Here is a 15,818-nt window from a genome sequence, read left to right as displayed (position 1 = left end):
GAAGAAAAACTAAAATAGGCCGGGTGATAAGAGTGGTGAGGGTGATAGCATGAAGATTGAGGACCATGTAATGTTTACTGCAAAATACGGAAACTGGAAGGTGGGGGACAAGCTACTTGTGATGGAGAATGCGGAAATTGCCCGCTTCCTCGCTTCAGTTTCAAACACGGTTAATGTCAAAATCCCGGAATATCTGATAGATGTGATTAATGTTCCCGGCATAATCTCGCTTGCTGAGGAGCTGGCCGGTGGGGAGCTGGCCGAGATCTTAAAGGCTCTGAAGTCTCCGGGAACATCCAGGAAGCTTGGAAAACTGGTGTTTGAGGAAAACAAAAAGCTGAGGAAGAACATAGTTGATGTCGCAAGGGCATTCCTGGTGAGGGAGACGCTCTCCAGAAAAGTGCCGGTTTATTATCCCGAGGGTGAAATAAGAGAGCTGAGGGTCGTGCTGCCGTTTCAGGATGAACACGTCAACTTTACGGCCAAACACGGAAGCTGGATAGTTGTCAAGAGGCTCATGATTGATGAGAAGACACCCCTCGCGGATGTTGCCAGACTTCTGGCCAGCATAAATGAAACCACGACACTGAAGCTGCCGGCCTACGCTGGGATAAACACGGAGGGAATTGATGCATGGTTCGGCGATATCAAAAAAGCCCGGAGCAAACTGGAGATCGAAGCCCTTGTCAGCAAATATCACCACCTCCCGGCACGTGAATATGCTCCGAGAGATTTTGAAGAGCATGCCAGGATTTATGCCCTGAGGAAGGTTCTGGAGAAGGTTGGTCTTACCATGGACATACCGGCCAAATCACTTGAGAAGTACCTGGAAAAGAAGGCATAGGTTCTTTGTTTTCTTTGTTCATTCTATAGGATATAGAAAATCTTATATTCTTCCCGGGTTTATCCTTCCAGGGATTAAAAATGATGGTAAGTCCTGGGGCGCTTGTGGTTCTGTTTCTGGAGGACTTTGCGAGAGAGAATAAATCCCTGAAAAAGGGGGTCAAATATTTTGACTGGCAGAAGACGAGGTATGATGCAGAGGAGGTGGCCTACTCCATTGTGGGAATGACCCTTGCGAAGCTCGTCAGGGAGGGCTACATAAGATTGCAGCTTAAAAGGGGCATCTTCGGAAAAAAGGTGGTCATGGTAAGATTAAGGCCAATTCCCGGGGAATACGGGGTTATAACACAGGGCATGAATTCTATGGAGGCCTACAAGGAGGTTGAGCTCCACTCAGCACTCTTTCTGTCCTTTCCGGTATCCCCGTACCCCCAGGCATTCCTTGGGTCTTACATCATAGAAAGGGAGCTGAAGGATGCCAACACTCTGGAGCTCAGGGAAGATCCGGAGGTTGTTCTGGAAAAAGAACGCACAAAAGCCATTTTTGAGACCTTTAAAATGCAGGATGAAGAGCTGTGGAAGGGTATTAAGAAGGAGGCGGATAAGGCATTCACCCTGGTTCGGGGGAAGAAGGGGTTCGTGCTTTACTCCCCTCTTGACATGCTGAGGGGTAAGAAAAATGAGAAGGATAAGGGCAAGAATAAGGAGTGAGCTGATGGATTATCTCCTTGAACTGTCGAGGGAGTTCTACCCAAACGAGTTTGGGGGCTTCCTCCGTGAAAAGGATGGGGTCTTTGAGGAGGTTCTGATCATTCCGAAGGGCTACTTCGGCAGGGGGTCGGTGTATTTCGATACGTGGCTCCTGCCGCATGATGAAACAATAAAGGGCACCGTGCATTCACATCCCTCCCCCTCGGCGAGACCTTCAAAGGCAGACCTCCACTTTTTCTCCAAGTTCGGAGGGGTTCATCTGATAATCTCCTATCCGTTCACCAGGGATAGTGTGAGGGCATACACAAGCGAGGGGGAAGAGATCCTCATTGAGATTGTGGATTGATTTCATCGCGGTTAGCCCGTCCTTCAGGCGGAGTTTGGAGTGGCAGTACATCAATTTCACATGAAAATTTTTAAACCTTGAGCACGAAGATATTCTAGGTGATGCAGGTGAAGGTTAAGGAGCTGATTGGAAAACTCAATGAAAAGCAGAAGAAGACTGTGATGAGATGCATGGAGAGGTGTGATCTAATAAAGCCGGAGGATGAAGTTGACATCAGCCTTGATAAAAATCTCGGCAGATTTCTGAAGCTTATAGGGAATCCGATAAGGTTCCAGATTCTGAAGATGCTCAGGGACAGGGAACTCTGTGTGTGCCTGATTTCCCAGGCCCTTGAGCAGGACCAGACATTAATCAGCCACCACCTCAGAACCCTCAAGGAGCTCAACCTGGTTACAGAGAAGAGGGAAGGGAAGCTCAAGTTCTACAGGGCAAATACCGAGGAAATCCGGAAGTATCTGGAAATGCTTGGGAGTGAGATTATTTGACTCTGCCATCCGGTGATTCCATGAACGAACTTCAGAGAGATGTGGACAGGCTGGTAAAGGAATTCGGCGGCTACTGGGAGCCGTTTGAAATGCTCGCCGCTGTAACGGAAGAGCTTGGAGAGCTGGCCAGGGAGATGCTTGAACTCCAGGGTGTAAAGGGGCGGGGTGATAGGGAGAGGCTTGAGGAAGAGCTGGGGGATCTCCTCTTCTCGATTTCATGTATTGCCAATTTCTACGGGGTGGATATTTTCGAGGCGCTGAGAAAAAGCATTTCAAAATACAGGGAGAGAGACTCCGGGAGATGGCTGAAGCATGCAACAGAAAACTTAAAATAATGCACAGCTTACTATCTCCTGTTTTGAGTTACTGATTGTTATGTTTATTTGGGGTCTCCCAGGATGCATGGAATATTCCATTATTACATAAAGTTTGGCATATGTTAGATTAGTACCAGTAAATTGGATAAGATACGAAACATTTTTATAAACTCAATGCCTCCTATTATAGGGGATTTCCATGAGGGCTAAAATCGATGCCATAGATTTAAAACTTATGGAGCTGCTTTCGGAGAACGCCAGACTGACGTACAAGGAGCTTGCTGCAAAGCTGAAGACCACAAGACAGAGGGTCTCAAGAAGGCTGGAGAAACTTGAAAAGATGGGACTCATAAAGAAATACACGATAGTCCCGGATTTCGATCAGCTGGGCTACATATATGTCGTTCTTGGGATAACCGTAAAGCCGGGAACCGAAATTGATCCCATAGTCAGGGAACTGGAGAAGGAGCCCGATATAAAGGTTATTGAAAAGGCACTCGGATCTCACAATCTCATAATCCACCTGCTCGCACCGAAGGACATGAAGAAGCTTGAGGCAAGGATCAACGAGATAGCAGGGAAAATCAGCGGCATGGATAAGCTCGACATAACATTTATCACGGACATTGTCAAGTTTGAAACTCTCTGACTACTCTTTATTTCTTTCGTCAATAGGCGAGGAAAAGAGTAATAAACCCTTTAAATCCTCTGCCCTTGAGGGTGCCAGTGATGATCAGTAACCCATTGATGGATTTCACCGTACTGCTGGGTATGGCAGTCCTTGCCTATACTGTCAGGGCATTGGATATCAGGGGCATAGCTGCAGCCTTCCTTGTTGGGTTTCTCGTACTGGAGCTTGGAGGGGTGTATCCCTTTGCAGCGCTGTTCACGTTTGTGTTCCTCGGTGTGATGGCAACCAAATACCGCTTTGGCGAGAAGATACGGCTGGGTCTGGCTGAGGAGCACAGGGGTATGAGGAGCTGGGGGAATGTCCTCGGCAACGGTCTGGCGGCGGTCATATTTGTGGTCTTGGAGCACTATTTAAGACTGGATGTCCTGTGGGCTGCGGTATTTGCATCCATAGCCACGGCCAACGCCGATACCCTCGCAAGTGAACTCGGCAAGGTTATGGGAAAAAGCCCGAGAATGATTACAAACTTCAAGAAAGCCAGACCCGGAATGAATGGGGCCGTCTCCCTTCAGGGGGAGGTTGTTTCAGTACTGGGAGCACTGGCTATTGCGCTCTTTGCTGTCTTCGTGAGCCCCTACAGATGGCAGATGATTTTCGCGGTGACCCTCGGCGGATTTTTCGGGGCAAACATAGACAGCCTCGTGGGAGCCACACTTGAAAACAGGGGTATCACAAACAACGACTCCACCAACTTTCTGGCGACATTTTTCGGCGGAGTCCTCGGAGCACTGCTTTTTTATGCAGTGATTTAATTCGTTAACGGTGGATTCCTTATGGGTCCGGATATTCCTAAGATAAAAGATTAGCCATTTAATTCCTGAAGAACCGGAACAATATCCCTTAAAGGGGCAAACACTCAAACAGAATGGAAAATAGAGAGATTTCAGGTCTGAGGCTCTGCAAGAACCTTAATCTTCCTGATCTCCGCCCTCTTAATCGGGTAGATTTTCCTGACTTCCCTGGCGATTTCAGCAGCCATCTTTCCTGTAACGGCTTCGATTATGAACTGGGTGTATGGAAGCTCCTCGGCTTTCTTGTAGATTATATCCCTCATGATGTCCCTGATTGCCCTCTCCTGGCTTGTCTGTATCCTTCTGATGGCTATTACCATACCCATGACCCTCAGTTTGTAGCCGTCCTTTGTTGTGACGTTGAAGATGCCGTCTATCCTCGTCGTTCTCCTTCTGACGAGTGAACGGATGTAGCTCCTTGAAAGGGCATGCCCTTTAAATTTGGTGTATGCATTCTGCCCCTTAACGTCGTAAATCTTGAAGTACAGCTTGACCTGACCCTTGGTGAAGTCGCCGGTCAAATCCTTAAGCGTCGTCTCGATAACCCTCCCAACGACCTTCTCAGGCTCATCAGCGGGAGTTAAACCTATTTCTCTGCTTCCGAAAAATTCCGGAGCATAAACCACGAACCACTCTTTCATCTTCCACTTATCTTTGGTGGCAGCAGCCCTTTTTCTCGGATTTGCTCTTGCCATCTTAACACCTCCCCTTTTCACGTGACCTCTTCGGCGATCTTGACTGAAAACACCAAATCGTCGAGCGCTACAATTAAGCTTTCAATCTCACCCGAGTATTTAACTTTTGTTATAACATTCCCATTTTCCCATCGGGTTTCCACATTTAAACTTTTCTTTAGCCTTTCAGGAATGCCCCGGTTGTCGATTTCCACCGCTTCAGCTATGGCCCTGGCTTTCTTTTCATCCCCATAATGCCAGACTATCCAGGCCTCAGCTTTTATCCGCACTCTCCTTCACCTGCCTGCCAAGGATTTCATTGATGTACTTGATGAACTCATCTATCCTGCTCTTTGGAAACCGGATCCCTGCGGCTATTGCATGTCCTCCCCCTTCTCCACCGAGCTTTTCCGCAGCCTCCCTGAGAGCCTCTCCGAGGTGATAGCCCCTGGCCAATGCCTTCTCCGTTGTCCTTGCGGAGGCCTTTACGAGCTCTTCATTCTCCTCACTGTCCGCTATAATGATGACCGGTTTTTCGGGACTGGCCAGCCCGGAATTTATTGCTATGTTTGCGGCTATGCCAACGAGTGTATCCCTGATGTTCTTTCCAACGTAGAACACATATGCATGCTCGCCCTCATCAGCGCTGTGCCAGTTCTGGAGCACATACCTCCTCGCCTCAATCTGCTCCTTCTTGTAGTCATCGAGCATTTTCCTGGCCTTCCTGTACGCTTCCTCATCCCCGAGGCAGATTGCCACACCGAGGGTTCCGGCGTTCAAACGTCCCGTCGCATTCAGCAGCGTCGCGAACTCCCTTGCCTCGTGCCTTGGATCGCCCTCGGGATACAGCCTGATGATGACGACATCTCCAATGAGCCTGTCAATGGCTTCCTTGGGGGCGTTGTGCTTTATCATATGTATCACTATTGCATCGTGGAGCCTTCTCTTTTCCTCCTCTCTCAGCTGCCAGTACTTCATGTCGGGATCAAAGCCTTTGGCCCTCAGGAATTCAATCGCCTTCCGCTCATCTCCTGTTATCTCTGGAATCTCGGGATTTGTGGCATATGCCAGCATCTGCGAGAGCTTTCTGCTTTCCCTGCCGAACAGCCTGAGCTCCTTGCGAACCTCCACGATACCGAGCTCCTCCCCGTCCCTGATTATATCGAGGTTCATTCCATGAAAAGTGCCATCTATTTCCTGCATGTCTCCAACTGCCCCGACCAGTGCGAGATAGCTCAAATCCCTGTTTTCTTTGCTCATCTCCACCGCAACAAAATATGCGGTTCCGGAGCCGCTTAAATCCCTGACGCTGTCTGCTCCGTAGATGGTGGGATTCACAATGAGATGGGCTTCGTTTGAGAATTCCTCCTTTTCAGGAGGGTGATGATCAGCCACGAGTACATCGGAATCCTCCAGATATTTCTCAATCAAACCCATTGAGCCGCTTCCGAGATCGCTGAAAACGTAGATTCCGTGCTTTTCTCTGGCAAGTTCCTTTATGAAGTCCTCGCTGAGCTGCTTGACTATGCTCAGCTGAAAGCTTCCGCCCTCTCTGGCTATTGCCCTTGCCAGGATGCCTCCGGCAGTTATTCCATCGGCGTCCCTGTGGGAGATCAGCCTGATGGTGTGGCCTAACTCTATGTGCATTTTAATCAGTTCTGCCCCTTCCCTCACCTTTTCCAAAAATGCACCCCTGTCCATCTTATCACCCGGAAAGAAGAAGGAAAGGGGTCAGCGAACGAGCAGCCTGGCCTGCTCTGGATCATATCTCCACTTGGCAGGAAGCTTGCCTGTTCTCCTGTAGTACTTGACGAGGCGCCTTATCTTGCTCTCCGTGAGCTGTAAGCCACGCCTTGAGTGCTTGTCCTTCGGGTGCAGCTCAAGGTGCTTCCTGAGCTTGACGGCCTTTCTGATGAGGAACATCAGGTCTTCCGGAATGTCGGGAGCAAGGCCGTTTTCTTCGAGTATCTGGGTTATCTTCTTGCCTGTAATCAGCTTAACGCTCGGAATGCCATACTGATCCCTGAGAAGAGTCCCTATCATCGCAGTGCTGTGGCCTTCCTTCCTGAGCTTTATAACGAGGTTTTCGACCTCTTCAGCGGTATATTCCACCCATGTGGGTGGGGCAGTCCTTGGCGGCCTTTTGGAGCCGGATTTCCCTCTCTTTCTCGCGTGTATCCTTGCCATATCATACACCTCCTGGTGACGGCCAGCTCCCGCCAGCCGTCCCTTCACGTTGGGAATCGGGAAGGGGTTTAAAAAGGTTTGCCTCTGGATAACCGTGGTGTGTCCGGCCCGCCTTCTTTGGGGATATTAGTGGCTCCGTCCTAAAAGTACCGTGGAAAATGCTGCTTGAATAAGGTCAATAACACCTTAACGCACCAGCTGCTAAAAAGCATCAGTGACAGCTAACCGCCCCACCTTCCTTGCCTGTCCAGGAGCATTTGTCCACGAGCTTCCCTTCCGCATTATAGAGGTAAGCCGTATCCCCGTTGTTGTTCCACACGGCCTGTTTTCTGCCCCAGTAGAGGTCAGTCTCTGTATCAACGCCGCTTCCGGTGTGAACCCTTACGCTCGCACCCGCTTTCAGCACGAAGCCGGAGGGGAAGGTATAGACATGATTGCTTTCGTCCATCAGCTTCCATCCACTCATGTCAACATCGCTCAATCCTTCGTTTTCTATAACCACATACTCTCCTTCCACATCATCCCCCGGTGGGTTGTACTCGACGTAAGAAATGACCACCCCTGAAGCGCCGGGCACACTGGATGCTGCCCCGCTAAGATAATGGACGACCATCGTCACCGCAGCCAGCGCCAGGGCAATTGCGAGAAGATATTCCAGAGCTGACTGCCCGCGTTTCATAATCCCACCGTTTGTTATTTTGTGGGAACTTGATATATGAGCCTTACGATTTTTCGGGTGAGACAGAGGGTTATATCACAGAAAGACTCGGTTTACAGATACACCTTAAATATTGGGTTCAGTATTGAACGAAAGCAAAACAAATTGTTAGAATATTCCAAGATTCTGTAGCAGAACATTCCACAAGAGAGGAGAAACATAACAGAAAGCCCGAAATAGCGGGGGGTGGATTTGAACCACCGACCTCCGGGTTATGAGCCCGGCGGGCACTCCTAGCTGCCCCACCCCGCTGCTTGACCCGATAAGTCCTATCAGGTGAGGGTTTATAAATTTTGCGGGACTGGACAGAACGACCACTCGCAGGGGGTATTGAAAGAAAACTCCTTAAACTCCAAAGCTGGTTAGGGATATAGGTGATGGAATGTACCTCACAAAGGAGGAGGAGCTGATCTTAACTGGAGAATATGGCTACGCCCTCCAGAAGGCGATGGAGATACTCGTGGCATTGGGCGAAATATACGGTGCTGACAGGCTCATTCCCATCAAGAGTGCCCAGGTAGCGGGAGTTTCATACAAAAACCTTGGAAAAGCAGGCATTCAGTTCCTGAGGGACTTCGTTGAGGCAGGCGCAAAGGTTTCGGTCTACACAACATTGAATCCAGCCGGGATAGGTGACGATGAGTTCATGGAAAAGCAGGCTGAAGTCCTTGAGCTCTACAGGAAAATGGGTATAGAAATAACATCCACATGCACCCCCTACTACGGAGCAAACCTCCCAAAATTCGGTGACCACATAGCATGGAGTGAGAGCTCCGCTGTTAGCTTTGCCAACTCAGTGATCGGCGCTAGAACCAACCGTGAGGGCGGCCCTTCGAGCCTCGCCGCCGCAATAGTTGGCAAAACACCGAACTATGGCCTTCATCTCGACGAGAACAGAAAGGCAACGGTGCTGATTGAAGTTCAAACTGAGGTAAAAAGCCTTCTTGAGTACAGTCTGCTCGGCTATCATCTGGGCAGGACACTTGGAGGTGACGTCCCGTACATAACCGGCATAAAACCCGAGAGGCTTGAATATCTCAAGGAACTCGGCGCCTCTATGGCGGCCACGGGGAGCATAGCACTCTACCATGTGGAGGGAGAAACTCCTGAGTATAAAAATGCAGTCGTCGATAAGCTTGAAAAGATATCGGTTGAGAGAAGGGATCTGGATGGCATACTGGAAAGGTTCAGCCCGGGGTGGGATGAAATTGACCTGATATTGATAGGCTGCCCCCATGCTTCACTCCAGGAGGTTAAGGAGATAGCGGAGCTACTCAGAATGCGTGGAAAGCCCCTCAGAATACCCCTCTACATAACCGCGGGCAGGGCGGTTAAAGCCTTAGCCGATTCCCTCGGCTATACGGAGATAATAGAGCGCTACAACGGGAGGATACTCCCTGACAGCTGTCTCGTTGTATCGCCCATTAAGGAGTGGTTCAGGGGTATAGCCACCAACAGCGGAAAATCTGCATTTTACTTCGCATCCTTCGGATTTGAGGTCAGGCTTGATGATGCTGAAAAGCTAATACTGGAGGCGCCATAAATGAGGCTCAGGGGGAGAAAGATCGTTGGTGGTAAAGCCAGGGGCATTGCACTGGTTTCGAGGAAACCCCTCTCGTTCCTCGGAGGAGTCGACCCTGAGAGCGGTGTGGTCATAGATGTTGAGAGCGATATAAGGGGCGAGAGCATCAGGGATAAGATACTCGTATTTCCACGGGGAAAGGGCTCCACCGTCGGCTCATATGTCATATACCAGCTGAAAAAGAACGGGGTTGCTCCAAAGGCAATAATCGTCGGTGAGGCTGAGACCATAGTTGCCACAGGGGCCATTATTGCCGGAATACCCATGGTGGATAAAATCGATATAAGCAGGTTCAGAAGCGGCCAGAGGGTTGAGGTAAATGCGGATGAGGGAGAGGTCATCATTGTGGAATAGAGTTTATAAGCCGGTCATCACAACCATCTACTGAGTGTGGGAAAAATGAGCAGAGGGATTTACGAGTGCATCAACTGCGGGCACAGGGAGGTCAGGGACTCCACAGAGGCCCTGCTTGAGAATTCATGCCCGAAGTGCGGGGGAGACATGGTCTTAGTGGGTTTTGAGGTAGAACCTGTGGGTTTTGAGGTCCGTACCACCCAGCAGGAAGAGAGCACGGAGCTTACCGGCATGCTCGATGAGTTTTACTCCCTGAGCTTCCAGAAAAAAGAGGGCGATGTATCTGTCTTTGAAGTTCATGAGATACGCGAAAGAAACTTTGAGAGGGTTCTGAGGGAGCTGGAAAAGCTCGGCTACTGGGCGGCGCTGAAGAGGAAGGAGGGCAGAACACTCCTTTATGTGTTCCCTGCCCAGCATCCAAAGGAGGAGAATCCATGGATCGGCATCCTGCTCTTCATAGCCACGGTATTCACCACACTGCTTGCAGGATACATGCTCTCAGTTGGCTACATAGCGACCCTTAACGAATACGGACTCCCCGGAATCCGCAATTCATACCTGAACGCGGTTGCATTCTCAGTCAGCATTCTGGCCATCCTCGGAACTCATGAGATGGGGCACAAAATAGCAGCAACATACCACGGTGTCAGGTCAACATTTCCCTACTTCATACCGTTTCCAAATATCCTCGGAACCCTTGGTGCGGTTATAAGGGTAAAATCCCCCATTCCCACCCGGGATGCGGCCATAGACCTCGGAGTCAGCGGCCCCCTCGCAGGATTCCTCGTGGCGATACCTGTGACCATAATCGGTCTGAAGCTCTCGGTTCAGGTTCCGGCTTCCATGATATCCCCGACTACCGGGGGCATATATTTCGGGGAGAACCTGTTTTTCATAATCCTTGAGAAGTACATTATGGCCGTTCCCAGTAATGCCGTCCTCTTCCTCCATCCGGTGGCCATAGCAGGGTGGATAGGAATCCTCGTCACGTTTCTGAACCTTATTCCCGCGGCCCAGCTCGATGGCGGACATATAGCCAGGGCATTTATGAATGGAAAGCTGCACCACTACCTCACGATTGCCCTGGGACTTGCCATGGTGGCGCTGAGCTACCTGTGGGTAACCTGGATCATATGGGGTCTCCTCATACTGCTTATGAGCATGGCAGGAAATCCCGGGGCGCTGGATGAGGTTACCCCGATTTCAAAGAAGAGGCTGCTGTTTGCGGCCATTGCGATCCTGATCTTCATATTATCCGCAACTCCCGTGCCGATAAAAATGGGTTAAACTCTTTTTTTCCTGTTTTTTAATATCTGTTCTATGTCGTAGTATATCGAATCCCGGGAAACCCCAAACACGCGGGCAAGTTCTGAAATATTCAGAACCTTCGGGTTGTAATTGAACATTTCCAGAGCTTTGGATATTATCTGCCGCCTGTCATTAAGGGTGAGGGTGTTGAGTTCTTCCCTTTGAGGCTGCATGTTGTAAACCACAACTCCAACAGCATACGTTCTCCTCGTAACGGGCATTGTGTATGTCCCGGTTTCAAAATCAACCACCTGATAGGTTCTCCTCAGCTGGCTGTTGATTTTATCCAGCATTCTGCTCAGTGCTTCCTCCCTGTGTCTCCCTGAGGCATATGCGGCAATAATACCTTTCTCCCCCACCCCTCTTTCATCTATGAGAAGCAGTATTCTGAGGTTCATAAAAGCACCAAAGTTTAGATAAATCTTTGAGGATTTTATTAAACCGGGTGTGGAGGATAGCAGAACATCCGACTTTTTTGCGATATTGCTCACACAATCTTCAACACTCGAGGATTCACATTGGATAGATAACAATTTCATAATACCACCTTTGAACGTACCACATTATTGGGGATAAACCACTCAAATTTAGGGAGAAAGATATATAAGCTTTTTTGGATTAAATACATGAGAAGTAATCCTCTGGGGGTGGATATAATGAAGAGGAAGGCTCAGGGTGCAATAGAATACCTGTTTATGATTGCTGCAGCTCTGGTTATAGTTTTAATCGTAGTGAGGCAGCTCAGGGGTAAGGGTACAAGTGCAGAACAGACAGCGAGCGCAGCCGAAAGCAAAATCAGCACTGTACTCAGCAGCCTGCTCAGTGGCAGCTGAAATCAGAATCAGCGAGCAGCCAGCGGATGAATTCGCAAACCTCATGTTTTCTTATTTTTGAATTCCGGTGTGCATTTTTGGTTGTTGGTGAGGGTTAAACAATGGACAGGCAGGCCCAGGCTTCCATTGAATACATATTCATGATAGCCCTGGCGCTGATTATAGGGGCAATAATAATCGTTCAGCTTATAGGTGTCAAGGGCTATGCGAGAAAAGCCGGCAAAACCATAAGCACCGAGGAAAGCAAAATAAGCAGCGAACTGAGCGGGCTGGAGGGGCTGGGAAGTTAGCCCTGCTGTGTGCAATAATGTCCGCAGGTTTTTATCCAGTTCAAGGTCTTTTCTCACATATATCTGGATCCCATCAGTCTCGATGATCCTGAGATATCCTGCTTCCTTAAAATATCTCAGCAGCTGGGGTCTGACGCTTGTATTATATCTCTCCAGCTTTGAATCCAGCAGGATTATATCTATCGAAAGGGTTTCTGTCAAATACCCGGGATTGTGCAGGTTTCTGTAAAGGTCTATCCAGATGAAATACGTACCCGCATTATTTGCCAGATGCGGAAAAATGTCGTTCTGGGTCAGTATTCTGTAGTTCGATTTCTCAAGCCTTCCCGTTATCTCCCCCAGCAGCCTGTGGTGTGGTGTCACCTTCTCGTAACCCCAGTAAACCACCGGGAGGTTTGAATGGAGGGACAGAAACGGCAGGGCCGGTGTGAGAGCGGCGGAGCTCAGGAGCCCGATTATCATGCCCGCCGAGGCTATTCTTGAAACCGCCCGGGGGCGGAGGTCTCTGAGGGCATAGATGATGCTGATGAAGGAAAGTGGCACAACCATGTACGGGTAGTGTGTTCCTATAACAAACATCTCCCATCTGCAGGAGGCCAGCATCTCGGCCCATGGAAGGGCGGCCAGGAGGAGGTAGTATTTTGGCCTGAGAAATGTTAGCATGCCCCAGCTCAGGTTAACCAGCAAAAAGAAGAGGATTTTCTGATATGCATGGCCGGAACAGCTCTTCCCGTAAAGCCCGGTATACTCGTATCCCGCGGGGGCAAAATGGGGTATCACGAGCTTGATGCTTAAAAGAATCCAGATGAGGGAGACAGAAATCATGAACAGGCAGAATTTCCGGCATGTAGAGCGGGAAAAGATTGAACCATCTTTCAGGAGATAAAAAAGGCCAAGGCTTAGCACCGCCAAGCCTGCATCCTCCTTAACAGATAATACGAGGAGAACGGAGATGAACGCAGCCTTTAGATTCTCTTTTTCCATGAAATACGCCGTTAAAAATATGAATGGCATGGCAAAGGGAACCGCGTGGAAGTCATAGAGGTTTATGCCGTGCAGCGCTGGATTGAAAAGGTACAGCAGGGCCATAAGAACGGCCATCCTTTCCCTCCTCAGAACCTCCCTGGCCAGCAGATAGAGGGGATACGCGGAAAGTCCTATCACCAGTGTCTGCAGAAAAAGCAGTGTCTGAGGTCTGGGGAAGAGATAATACGCCGGAAGCAGCAGAAAGAGTATTGGAGAGTTGTGAACTCCAAAATGCGTTTGCACACCATGATGCAGCTGCCACTCTATGTTGTTGTAAAATATCCCGTTTCCATGGATCGTGTTCCAGAAGGCCTGGGTGAATATGCCGAGGTCAGTCCCTAAGCTCCTGAAGGTGTGGTAGATGTTGAGCTGGAGGAAAAAGAAAATCATGATGTAGAGCATTGCCATCCCAAGAACGGCATAGTCCCCTTTAGATAGACGCATCACTACCACCGCATCCCAGCACGATTTCAGAGCCATCTGCCATGATTTTTCCATCCTCCTGCCAGATGTGCTTCGCCGATATCATGAACCTCATGTTCCGCAGGTATAAATAAACAGCCGACACTGTTTCTCCGGCTTTTAACGGCTCTCCGTCCATCTTCACGGCAACACCTGAAAATTCAAACACCGCCGTGGTGTTCTCCGGTATCTTGACCCGCAGAGAGCTGGTTCCGAGTTCAAGCAGGGTTTTCACGGTTTCTCTATCTGAGGCCGCACTTATGAATGAGTATGCTTCATAGCTTCCGGATTTCTCTTTGAATAAAAGCTGTGTCCATGCATTGAAGCTGGTGTTCCCCTGTTTCAGATAGAGCTTCCCTGCCACCGTGCCATTTATCCAGAGATACAGCTTTCCGTAATGTGTGGATATGCTGAACTCCCTGCTGGCGTCGTCGGTTGTAAAAAATTCAAGAACCTCTCCATCGGAATAGGACTCGGCAAATCTAAGGGTACCGCTGGTGAGGGTGTAGTTCTGCAGCGTCCCGTAGGCGGCGTTCAGCGTCCTGTCCTTTCCCATTATGGCATACATCCATGTGCTGAGTATTATGCAGCTTGTATTCCTGCTCCTGATACGCTCCAGCAGGAACGCGGGATTTTCCCTCTTCAGGTATGCCAGTCCAAACGTATCGAGGAGATATGGGTCAATTTTCAGGTTGAGATAATAGGCGTTCATTGGATTGACGGACATGCACAGACCGGGATGGAGGTTGTGTTCATCGAGATATGTCCTGAGGTCGTGCCTCATTTCATTCGTGTGCTCACCCCACGCGAGCTTCAGCCTTCCCTCCGGATAGTTCACCAGCATCCCATAATCCGTGAGGGAGAACAGCAGCAGGCTGATCATGAGGGCGGTGAGCACCTTCTTCCCGGACAGCTGCAGGGAGAGGAGGGAGCTGAGGGCTGTCAGGTATGCAACTATAAGCATGGGATAAATAAAGCGCTCACCTGGCAGTATCGGAATCAGGAACAGGAACATAAGGATATTCAGCACTAAAAGGCCTGCAAGGTGTTTCTCCTCCCTCAGGATGAATCCCCTGCCAATTCCCAGCATTATCCAGAACAGGAGCAGGAGAATAGGGAGAAGATACACCAGAAACTCGGGAGAGCCCTGACTGAGGTTTCGGATAATTTTATTCAGCAGGGAGAAAAAGCCTAAAAACGGGAGATATCTGCCGCTCTGTGAGAGATATGTCTGAGATATATAATTCCGTGAAACAAAAACTCCAAGAGGTGCCTCCACGAGGGCTTTGGCTGCCAGAACGGCCAGACCGAGCTTTACCTCAACCCTCCAGTTCTTTATCAGGATTTTAACTGTCTCAATCAGCTTGCGCACATAGCTGAGATCAAGGATATACACTGTCAGAATTCCCCAGAGAAGAAGGAACAGCGAGGCCGTGTATTTATGTCCCACGAGATTAACGGGGTGAATTCCGGGTACAACAGCCAGAAGCCGGACTATATGCTCTGGGTATGCGGTAACAATGGAAACAACTGCCAGGGCTGCTGCAATATATGCCAGCAGGATTATTAATATCTGTTTTGAAGTGAATATTGCATCTATCATTCCCCCGAAGTGGCGCCAGCTCTTAGCGCTGAGAGAGAGTATTATGGTGAGGTATAGGGCAATCAGGAACGGGATTATTGTAAATTTCGCCGTGCTGCCAATACCTGCCAAGAAAAGAGAAAGATATGCATATCTGAGGTTTTCTGTTTTAAAATATCTGACAAAAAAGTAGAGGGCGAGAAGCGTGAACAGCTCTATCACAGTCTCATGGAAGACCCGGGAATTCATGTATATCATGAGAGGGTCAGCCGCAAGGAGAGAGGCAAATGCCGCACCGAGCTTCCAGTCCCTCACTTCTTTTCCGGTGAAATACGCCACGATGAGGGAAATCAGCCCGAGGATAACCGAGAGCAGCCTTCCGGTGATGTAGCTGTCGCCAAAAATCCTCAGCCAGAGCGCCAAGAGGTAGTAGTAGAGGGGAGGATGAACCGCAAAAATATCCCTGTAGGGCAGGTAGCCGTGGTTTATCAGCCGTGCCATCATCAGGTATGTGCCTTCATCGTAATCGAAGTATTCCCCCATGAGGTGGATGCGTAGAAGCCTTGTGAATAGGTAAACGCCCATAATGATGGCCGCAAAAAATATCTGCACCGCTGT

At 49.4% G+C, this 15,818-nt stretch carries 19 protein-coding genes and 1 tRNA gene; 11 read left to right on the top strand and 9 right to left on the bottom strand.

Going from position 1 to position 15,818, the window contains the following annotated elements:
* Positions 1 to 49: 49 nt before the first annotated feature.
* From ACYQ27_RS07055 to ACYQ27_RS07025, 7 genes are all read left to right on the top strand, one after another.
* A complete protein-coding gene (locus tag ACYQ27_RS07055; protein WP_456395703.1) occupies positions 50 to 844 on the top strand; it encodes a DUF2666 family protein in 795 nt (264 codons plus the stop codon).
* Between the two features lie 80 nt (positions 845 to 924).
* Positions 925 to 1,554 (top strand): hypothetical protein, encoded by a 630-nt coding sequence (locus ACYQ27_RS07050; protein ID WP_456453848.1) that lies wholly within the window; start codon positions 925 to 927, stop codon positions 1,552 to 1,554.
* Entirely contained in the window at positions 1,523 to 1,900 is a 378-nt protein-coding gene (locus tag ACYQ27_RS07045) for a Mov34/MPN/PAD-1 family protein (RefSeq protein WP_456453849.1), read from the top strand. The genes ACYQ27_RS07050 and ACYQ27_RS07045 overlap by 32 nt, the downstream gene beginning before the upstream one ends.
* A 101-nt stretch (positions 1,901 to 2,001) precedes the next feature.
* Entirely contained in the window at positions 2,002 to 2,385 is a 384-nt protein-coding gene (locus ACYQ27_RS07040) for an ArsR/SmtB family transcription factor (protein ID WP_456453854.1), read from the top strand.
* 20 nt (positions 2,386 to 2,405) lie between these two features.
* Positions 2,406 to 2,720, top strand: a complete 315-nt coding sequence (locus tag ACYQ27_RS07035) for a MazG nucleotide pyrophosphohydrolase domain-containing protein (RefSeq protein ID WP_456395707.1) — start codon at positions 2,406 to 2,408, stop codon at positions 2,718 to 2,720.
* Between the two features lie 181 nt (positions 2,721 to 2,901).
* Entirely contained in the window at positions 2,902 to 3,351 is a 450-nt protein-coding gene (locus tag ACYQ27_RS07030; RefSeq protein ID WP_456395709.1) for an Lrp/AsnC family transcriptional regulator, read from the top strand.
* Between the two features lie 80 nt (positions 3,352 to 3,431).
* The gene (locus ACYQ27_RS07025; RefSeq protein ID WP_460041835.1) at positions 3,432 to 4,145 is read left to right on the top strand and encodes a DUF92 domain-containing protein; all 714 of its coding nucleotides are present in this window, start codon (positions 3,432 to 3,434) and stop codon (positions 4,143 to 4,145) included.
* A 131-nt stretch (positions 4,146 to 4,276) separates the two neighbouring features.
* Here the strand turns inward: ACYQ27_RS07025 and ACYQ27_RS07020 are convergent, their stop codons facing one another.
* The 6 genes from ACYQ27_RS07020 to ACYQ27_RS06995 form a co-directional block, all read right to left on the bottom strand.
* Entirely contained in the window at positions 4,277 to 4,879 is a 603-nt protein-coding gene (locus tag ACYQ27_RS07020) for a 30S ribosomal protein S3ae (RefSeq protein ID WP_460041340.1), read from the bottom strand.
* Between the two features lie 17 nt (positions 4,880 to 4,896).
* Positions 4,897 to 5,148: a KEOPS complex subunit Pcc1 gene (locus ACYQ27_RS07015; RefSeq protein ID WP_456395713.1), complete on the bottom strand. Its 252-nt coding sequence runs from the start codon at positions 5,146 to 5,148 to the stop codon at positions 4,897 to 4,899.
* A complete protein-coding gene (gene gan, locus ACYQ27_RS07010) occupies positions 5,132 to 6,559 on the bottom strand; it encodes a GINS-associated RecJ family nuclease (RefSeq protein WP_456453850.1) in 1,428 nt (475 codons plus the stop codon). The genes ACYQ27_RS07015 and gan overlap by 17 nt, the downstream gene beginning before the upstream one ends.
* A 30-nt stretch (positions 6,560 to 6,589) precedes the next feature.
* Positions 6,590 to 7,045 (bottom strand): 30S ribosomal protein S15, encoded by a 456-nt coding sequence (locus ACYQ27_RS07005; protein WP_456395717.1) that lies wholly within the window; start codon positions 7,043 to 7,045, stop codon positions 6,590 to 6,592.
* 211 nt (positions 7,046 to 7,256) lie between these two features.
* Positions 7,257 to 7,724 (bottom strand): lamin tail domain-containing protein, encoded by a 468-nt coding sequence (locus tag ACYQ27_RS07000; protein WP_456453851.1) that lies wholly within the window; start codon positions 7,722 to 7,724, stop codon positions 7,257 to 7,259.
* A gap of 216 nt (positions 7,725 to 7,940) precedes the next feature.
* Positions 7,941 to 8,015, bottom strand: a tRNA-Met gene (locus ACYQ27_RS06995).
* Between the two features lie 130 nt (positions 8,016 to 8,145).
* On the opposite strand from ACYQ27_RS06995, the gene ACYQ27_RS06990 reads away from it, so the two are divergent.
* The 3 genes from ACYQ27_RS06990 to ACYQ27_RS06980 are packed head-to-tail and all read left to right on the top strand — an operon-like array spanning position 8,146 to position 10,986.
* The gene (locus ACYQ27_RS06990; protein ID WP_460041339.1) at positions 8,146 to 9,306 is read left to right on the top strand and encodes an aconitase X catalytic domain-containing protein; all 1,161 of its coding nucleotides are present in this window, start codon (positions 8,146 to 8,148) and stop codon (positions 9,304 to 9,306) included.
* A complete protein-coding gene (locus ACYQ27_RS06985; protein ID WP_456453259.1) occupies positions 9,307 to 9,699 on the top strand; it encodes a DUF126 domain-containing protein in 393 nt (130 codons plus the stop codon). It abuts the gene before it with no gap.
* 45 nt (positions 9,700 to 9,744) lie between these two features.
* Positions 9,745 to 10,986, top strand: coding sequence for a site-2 protease family protein (locus tag ACYQ27_RS06980; protein ID WP_460041834.1), 1,242 nt, complete (start codon positions 9,745 to 9,747; stop codon positions 10,984 to 10,986).
* Here the strand turns inward: ACYQ27_RS06980 and ACYQ27_RS06975 are convergent.
* Positions 10,983 to 11,405: an IS630 transposase-related protein gene (locus ACYQ27_RS06975; RefSeq protein ID WP_460041338.1), complete on the bottom strand. Its 423-nt coding sequence runs from the start codon at positions 11,403 to 11,405 to the stop codon at positions 10,983 to 10,985. The genes ACYQ27_RS06980 and ACYQ27_RS06975 overlap by 4 nt on opposite strands.
* A 258-nt stretch (positions 11,406 to 11,663) precedes the next feature.
* On the opposite strand from ACYQ27_RS06975, the gene ACYQ27_RS06970 reads away from it, so the two are divergent.
* Positions 11,664 to 11,840 carry a class III signal peptide-containing protein gene (locus ACYQ27_RS06970; protein ID WP_456395730.1) on the top strand — a complete coding sequence of 59 codons (177 nt, stop codon included), beginning with the start codon at positions 11,664 to 11,666 and terminating at the stop codon, positions 11,838 to 11,840.
* 41 nt (positions 11,841 to 11,881) lie between these two features.
* Here ACYQ27_RS06970 and ACYQ27_RS06965 read toward each other — a convergent pair whose 3' ends face one another.
* Both ACYQ27_RS06965 and ACYQ27_RS06960 read right to left on the bottom strand, forming a co-directional pair.
* Positions 11,882 to 13,600 (bottom strand): DUF2079 domain-containing protein, encoded by a 1,719-nt coding sequence (locus ACYQ27_RS06965; RefSeq protein WP_460041337.1) that lies wholly within the window; start codon positions 13,598 to 13,600, stop codon positions 11,882 to 11,884.
* Positions 13,587 to 15,812: an ArnT family glycosyltransferase gene (locus tag ACYQ27_RS06960; RefSeq protein WP_460041336.1), complete on the bottom strand. Its 2,226-nt coding sequence runs from the start codon at positions 15,810 to 15,812 to the stop codon at positions 13,587 to 13,589. The genes ACYQ27_RS06965 and ACYQ27_RS06960 overlap by 14 nt, the downstream gene beginning before the upstream one ends.
* Positions 15,813 to 15,818 lie beyond the last annotated feature (6 nt).

This window comes from Thermococcus atlanticus, assembly GCF_054657855.1.
This window is presented reverse-complemented; position numbering and strand designations above follow the sequence as displayed.

Coding starts and splice junctions, on each gene's coding strand:
- ACYQ27_RS07055 (WP_456395703.1), top strand. CDS start 50: ATGAAGATTGAGGACCATGTAATGTTTACTGCAAAATACGGAAACTGG.
- ACYQ27_RS07050 (WP_456453848.1), top strand. CDS start 925: ATGATGGTAAGTCCTGGGGCGCTTGTGGTTCTGTTTCTGGAGGACTTT.
- ACYQ27_RS07045 (WP_456453849.1), top strand. CDS start 1,523: ATGAGAAGGATAAGGGCAAGAATAAGGAGTGAGCTGATGGATTATCTC.
- ACYQ27_RS07040 (WP_456453854.1), top strand. CDS start 2,002: ATGCAGGTGAAGGTTAAGGAGCTGATTGGAAAACTCAATGAAAAGCAG.
- ACYQ27_RS07035 (WP_456395707.1), top strand. CDS start 2,406: ATGAACGAACTTCAGAGAGATGTGGACAGGCTGGTAAAGGAATTCGGC.
- ACYQ27_RS07030 (WP_456395709.1), top strand. CDS start 2,902: ATGAGGGCTAAAATCGATGCCATAGATTTAAAACTTATGGAGCTGCTT.
- ACYQ27_RS07025 (WP_460041835.1), top strand. CDS start 3,432: ATGATCAGTAACCCATTGATGGATTTCACCGTACTGCTGGGTATGGCA.
- ACYQ27_RS07020 (WP_460041340.1), bottom strand. CDS start 4,879: ATGGCAAGAGCAAATCCGAGAAAAAGGGCTGCTGCCACCAAAGATAAG.
- gan (WP_456453850.1), bottom strand. CDS start 6,559: ATGGACAGGGGTGCATTTTTGGAAAAGGTGAGGGAAGGGGCAGAACTG.
- ACYQ27_RS07005 (WP_456395717.1), bottom strand. CDS start 7,045: ATGGCAAGGATACACGCGAGAAAGAGAGGGAAATCCGGCTCCAAAAGG.
- ACYQ27_RS07000 (WP_456453851.1), bottom strand. CDS start 7,724: ATGAAACGCGGGCAGTCAGCTCTGGAATATCTTCTCGCAATTGCCCTG.
- ACYQ27_RS06990 (WP_460041339.1), top strand. CDS start 8,146: ATGTACCTCACAAAGGAGGAGGAGCTGATCTTAACTGGAGAATATGGC.
- ACYQ27_RS06985 (WP_456453259.1), top strand. CDS start 9,307: ATGAGGCTCAGGGGGAGAAAGATCGTTGGTGGTAAAGCCAGGGGCATT.
- ACYQ27_RS06980 (WP_460041834.1), top strand. CDS start 9,745: ATGAGCAGAGGGATTTACGAGTGCATCAACTGCGGGCACAGGGAGGTC.
- ACYQ27_RS06975 (WP_460041338.1), bottom strand. CDS start 11,405: ATGAACCTCAGAATACTGCTTCTCATAGATGAAAGAGGGGTGGGGGAG.
- ACYQ27_RS06970 (WP_456395730.1), top strand. CDS start 11,664: ATGAAGAGGAAGGCTCAGGGTGCAATAGAATACCTGTTTATGATTGCT.
- ACYQ27_RS06965 (WP_460041337.1), bottom strand. CDS start 13,600: ATGCGTCTATCTAAAGGGGACTATGCCGTTCTTGGGATGGCAATGCTC.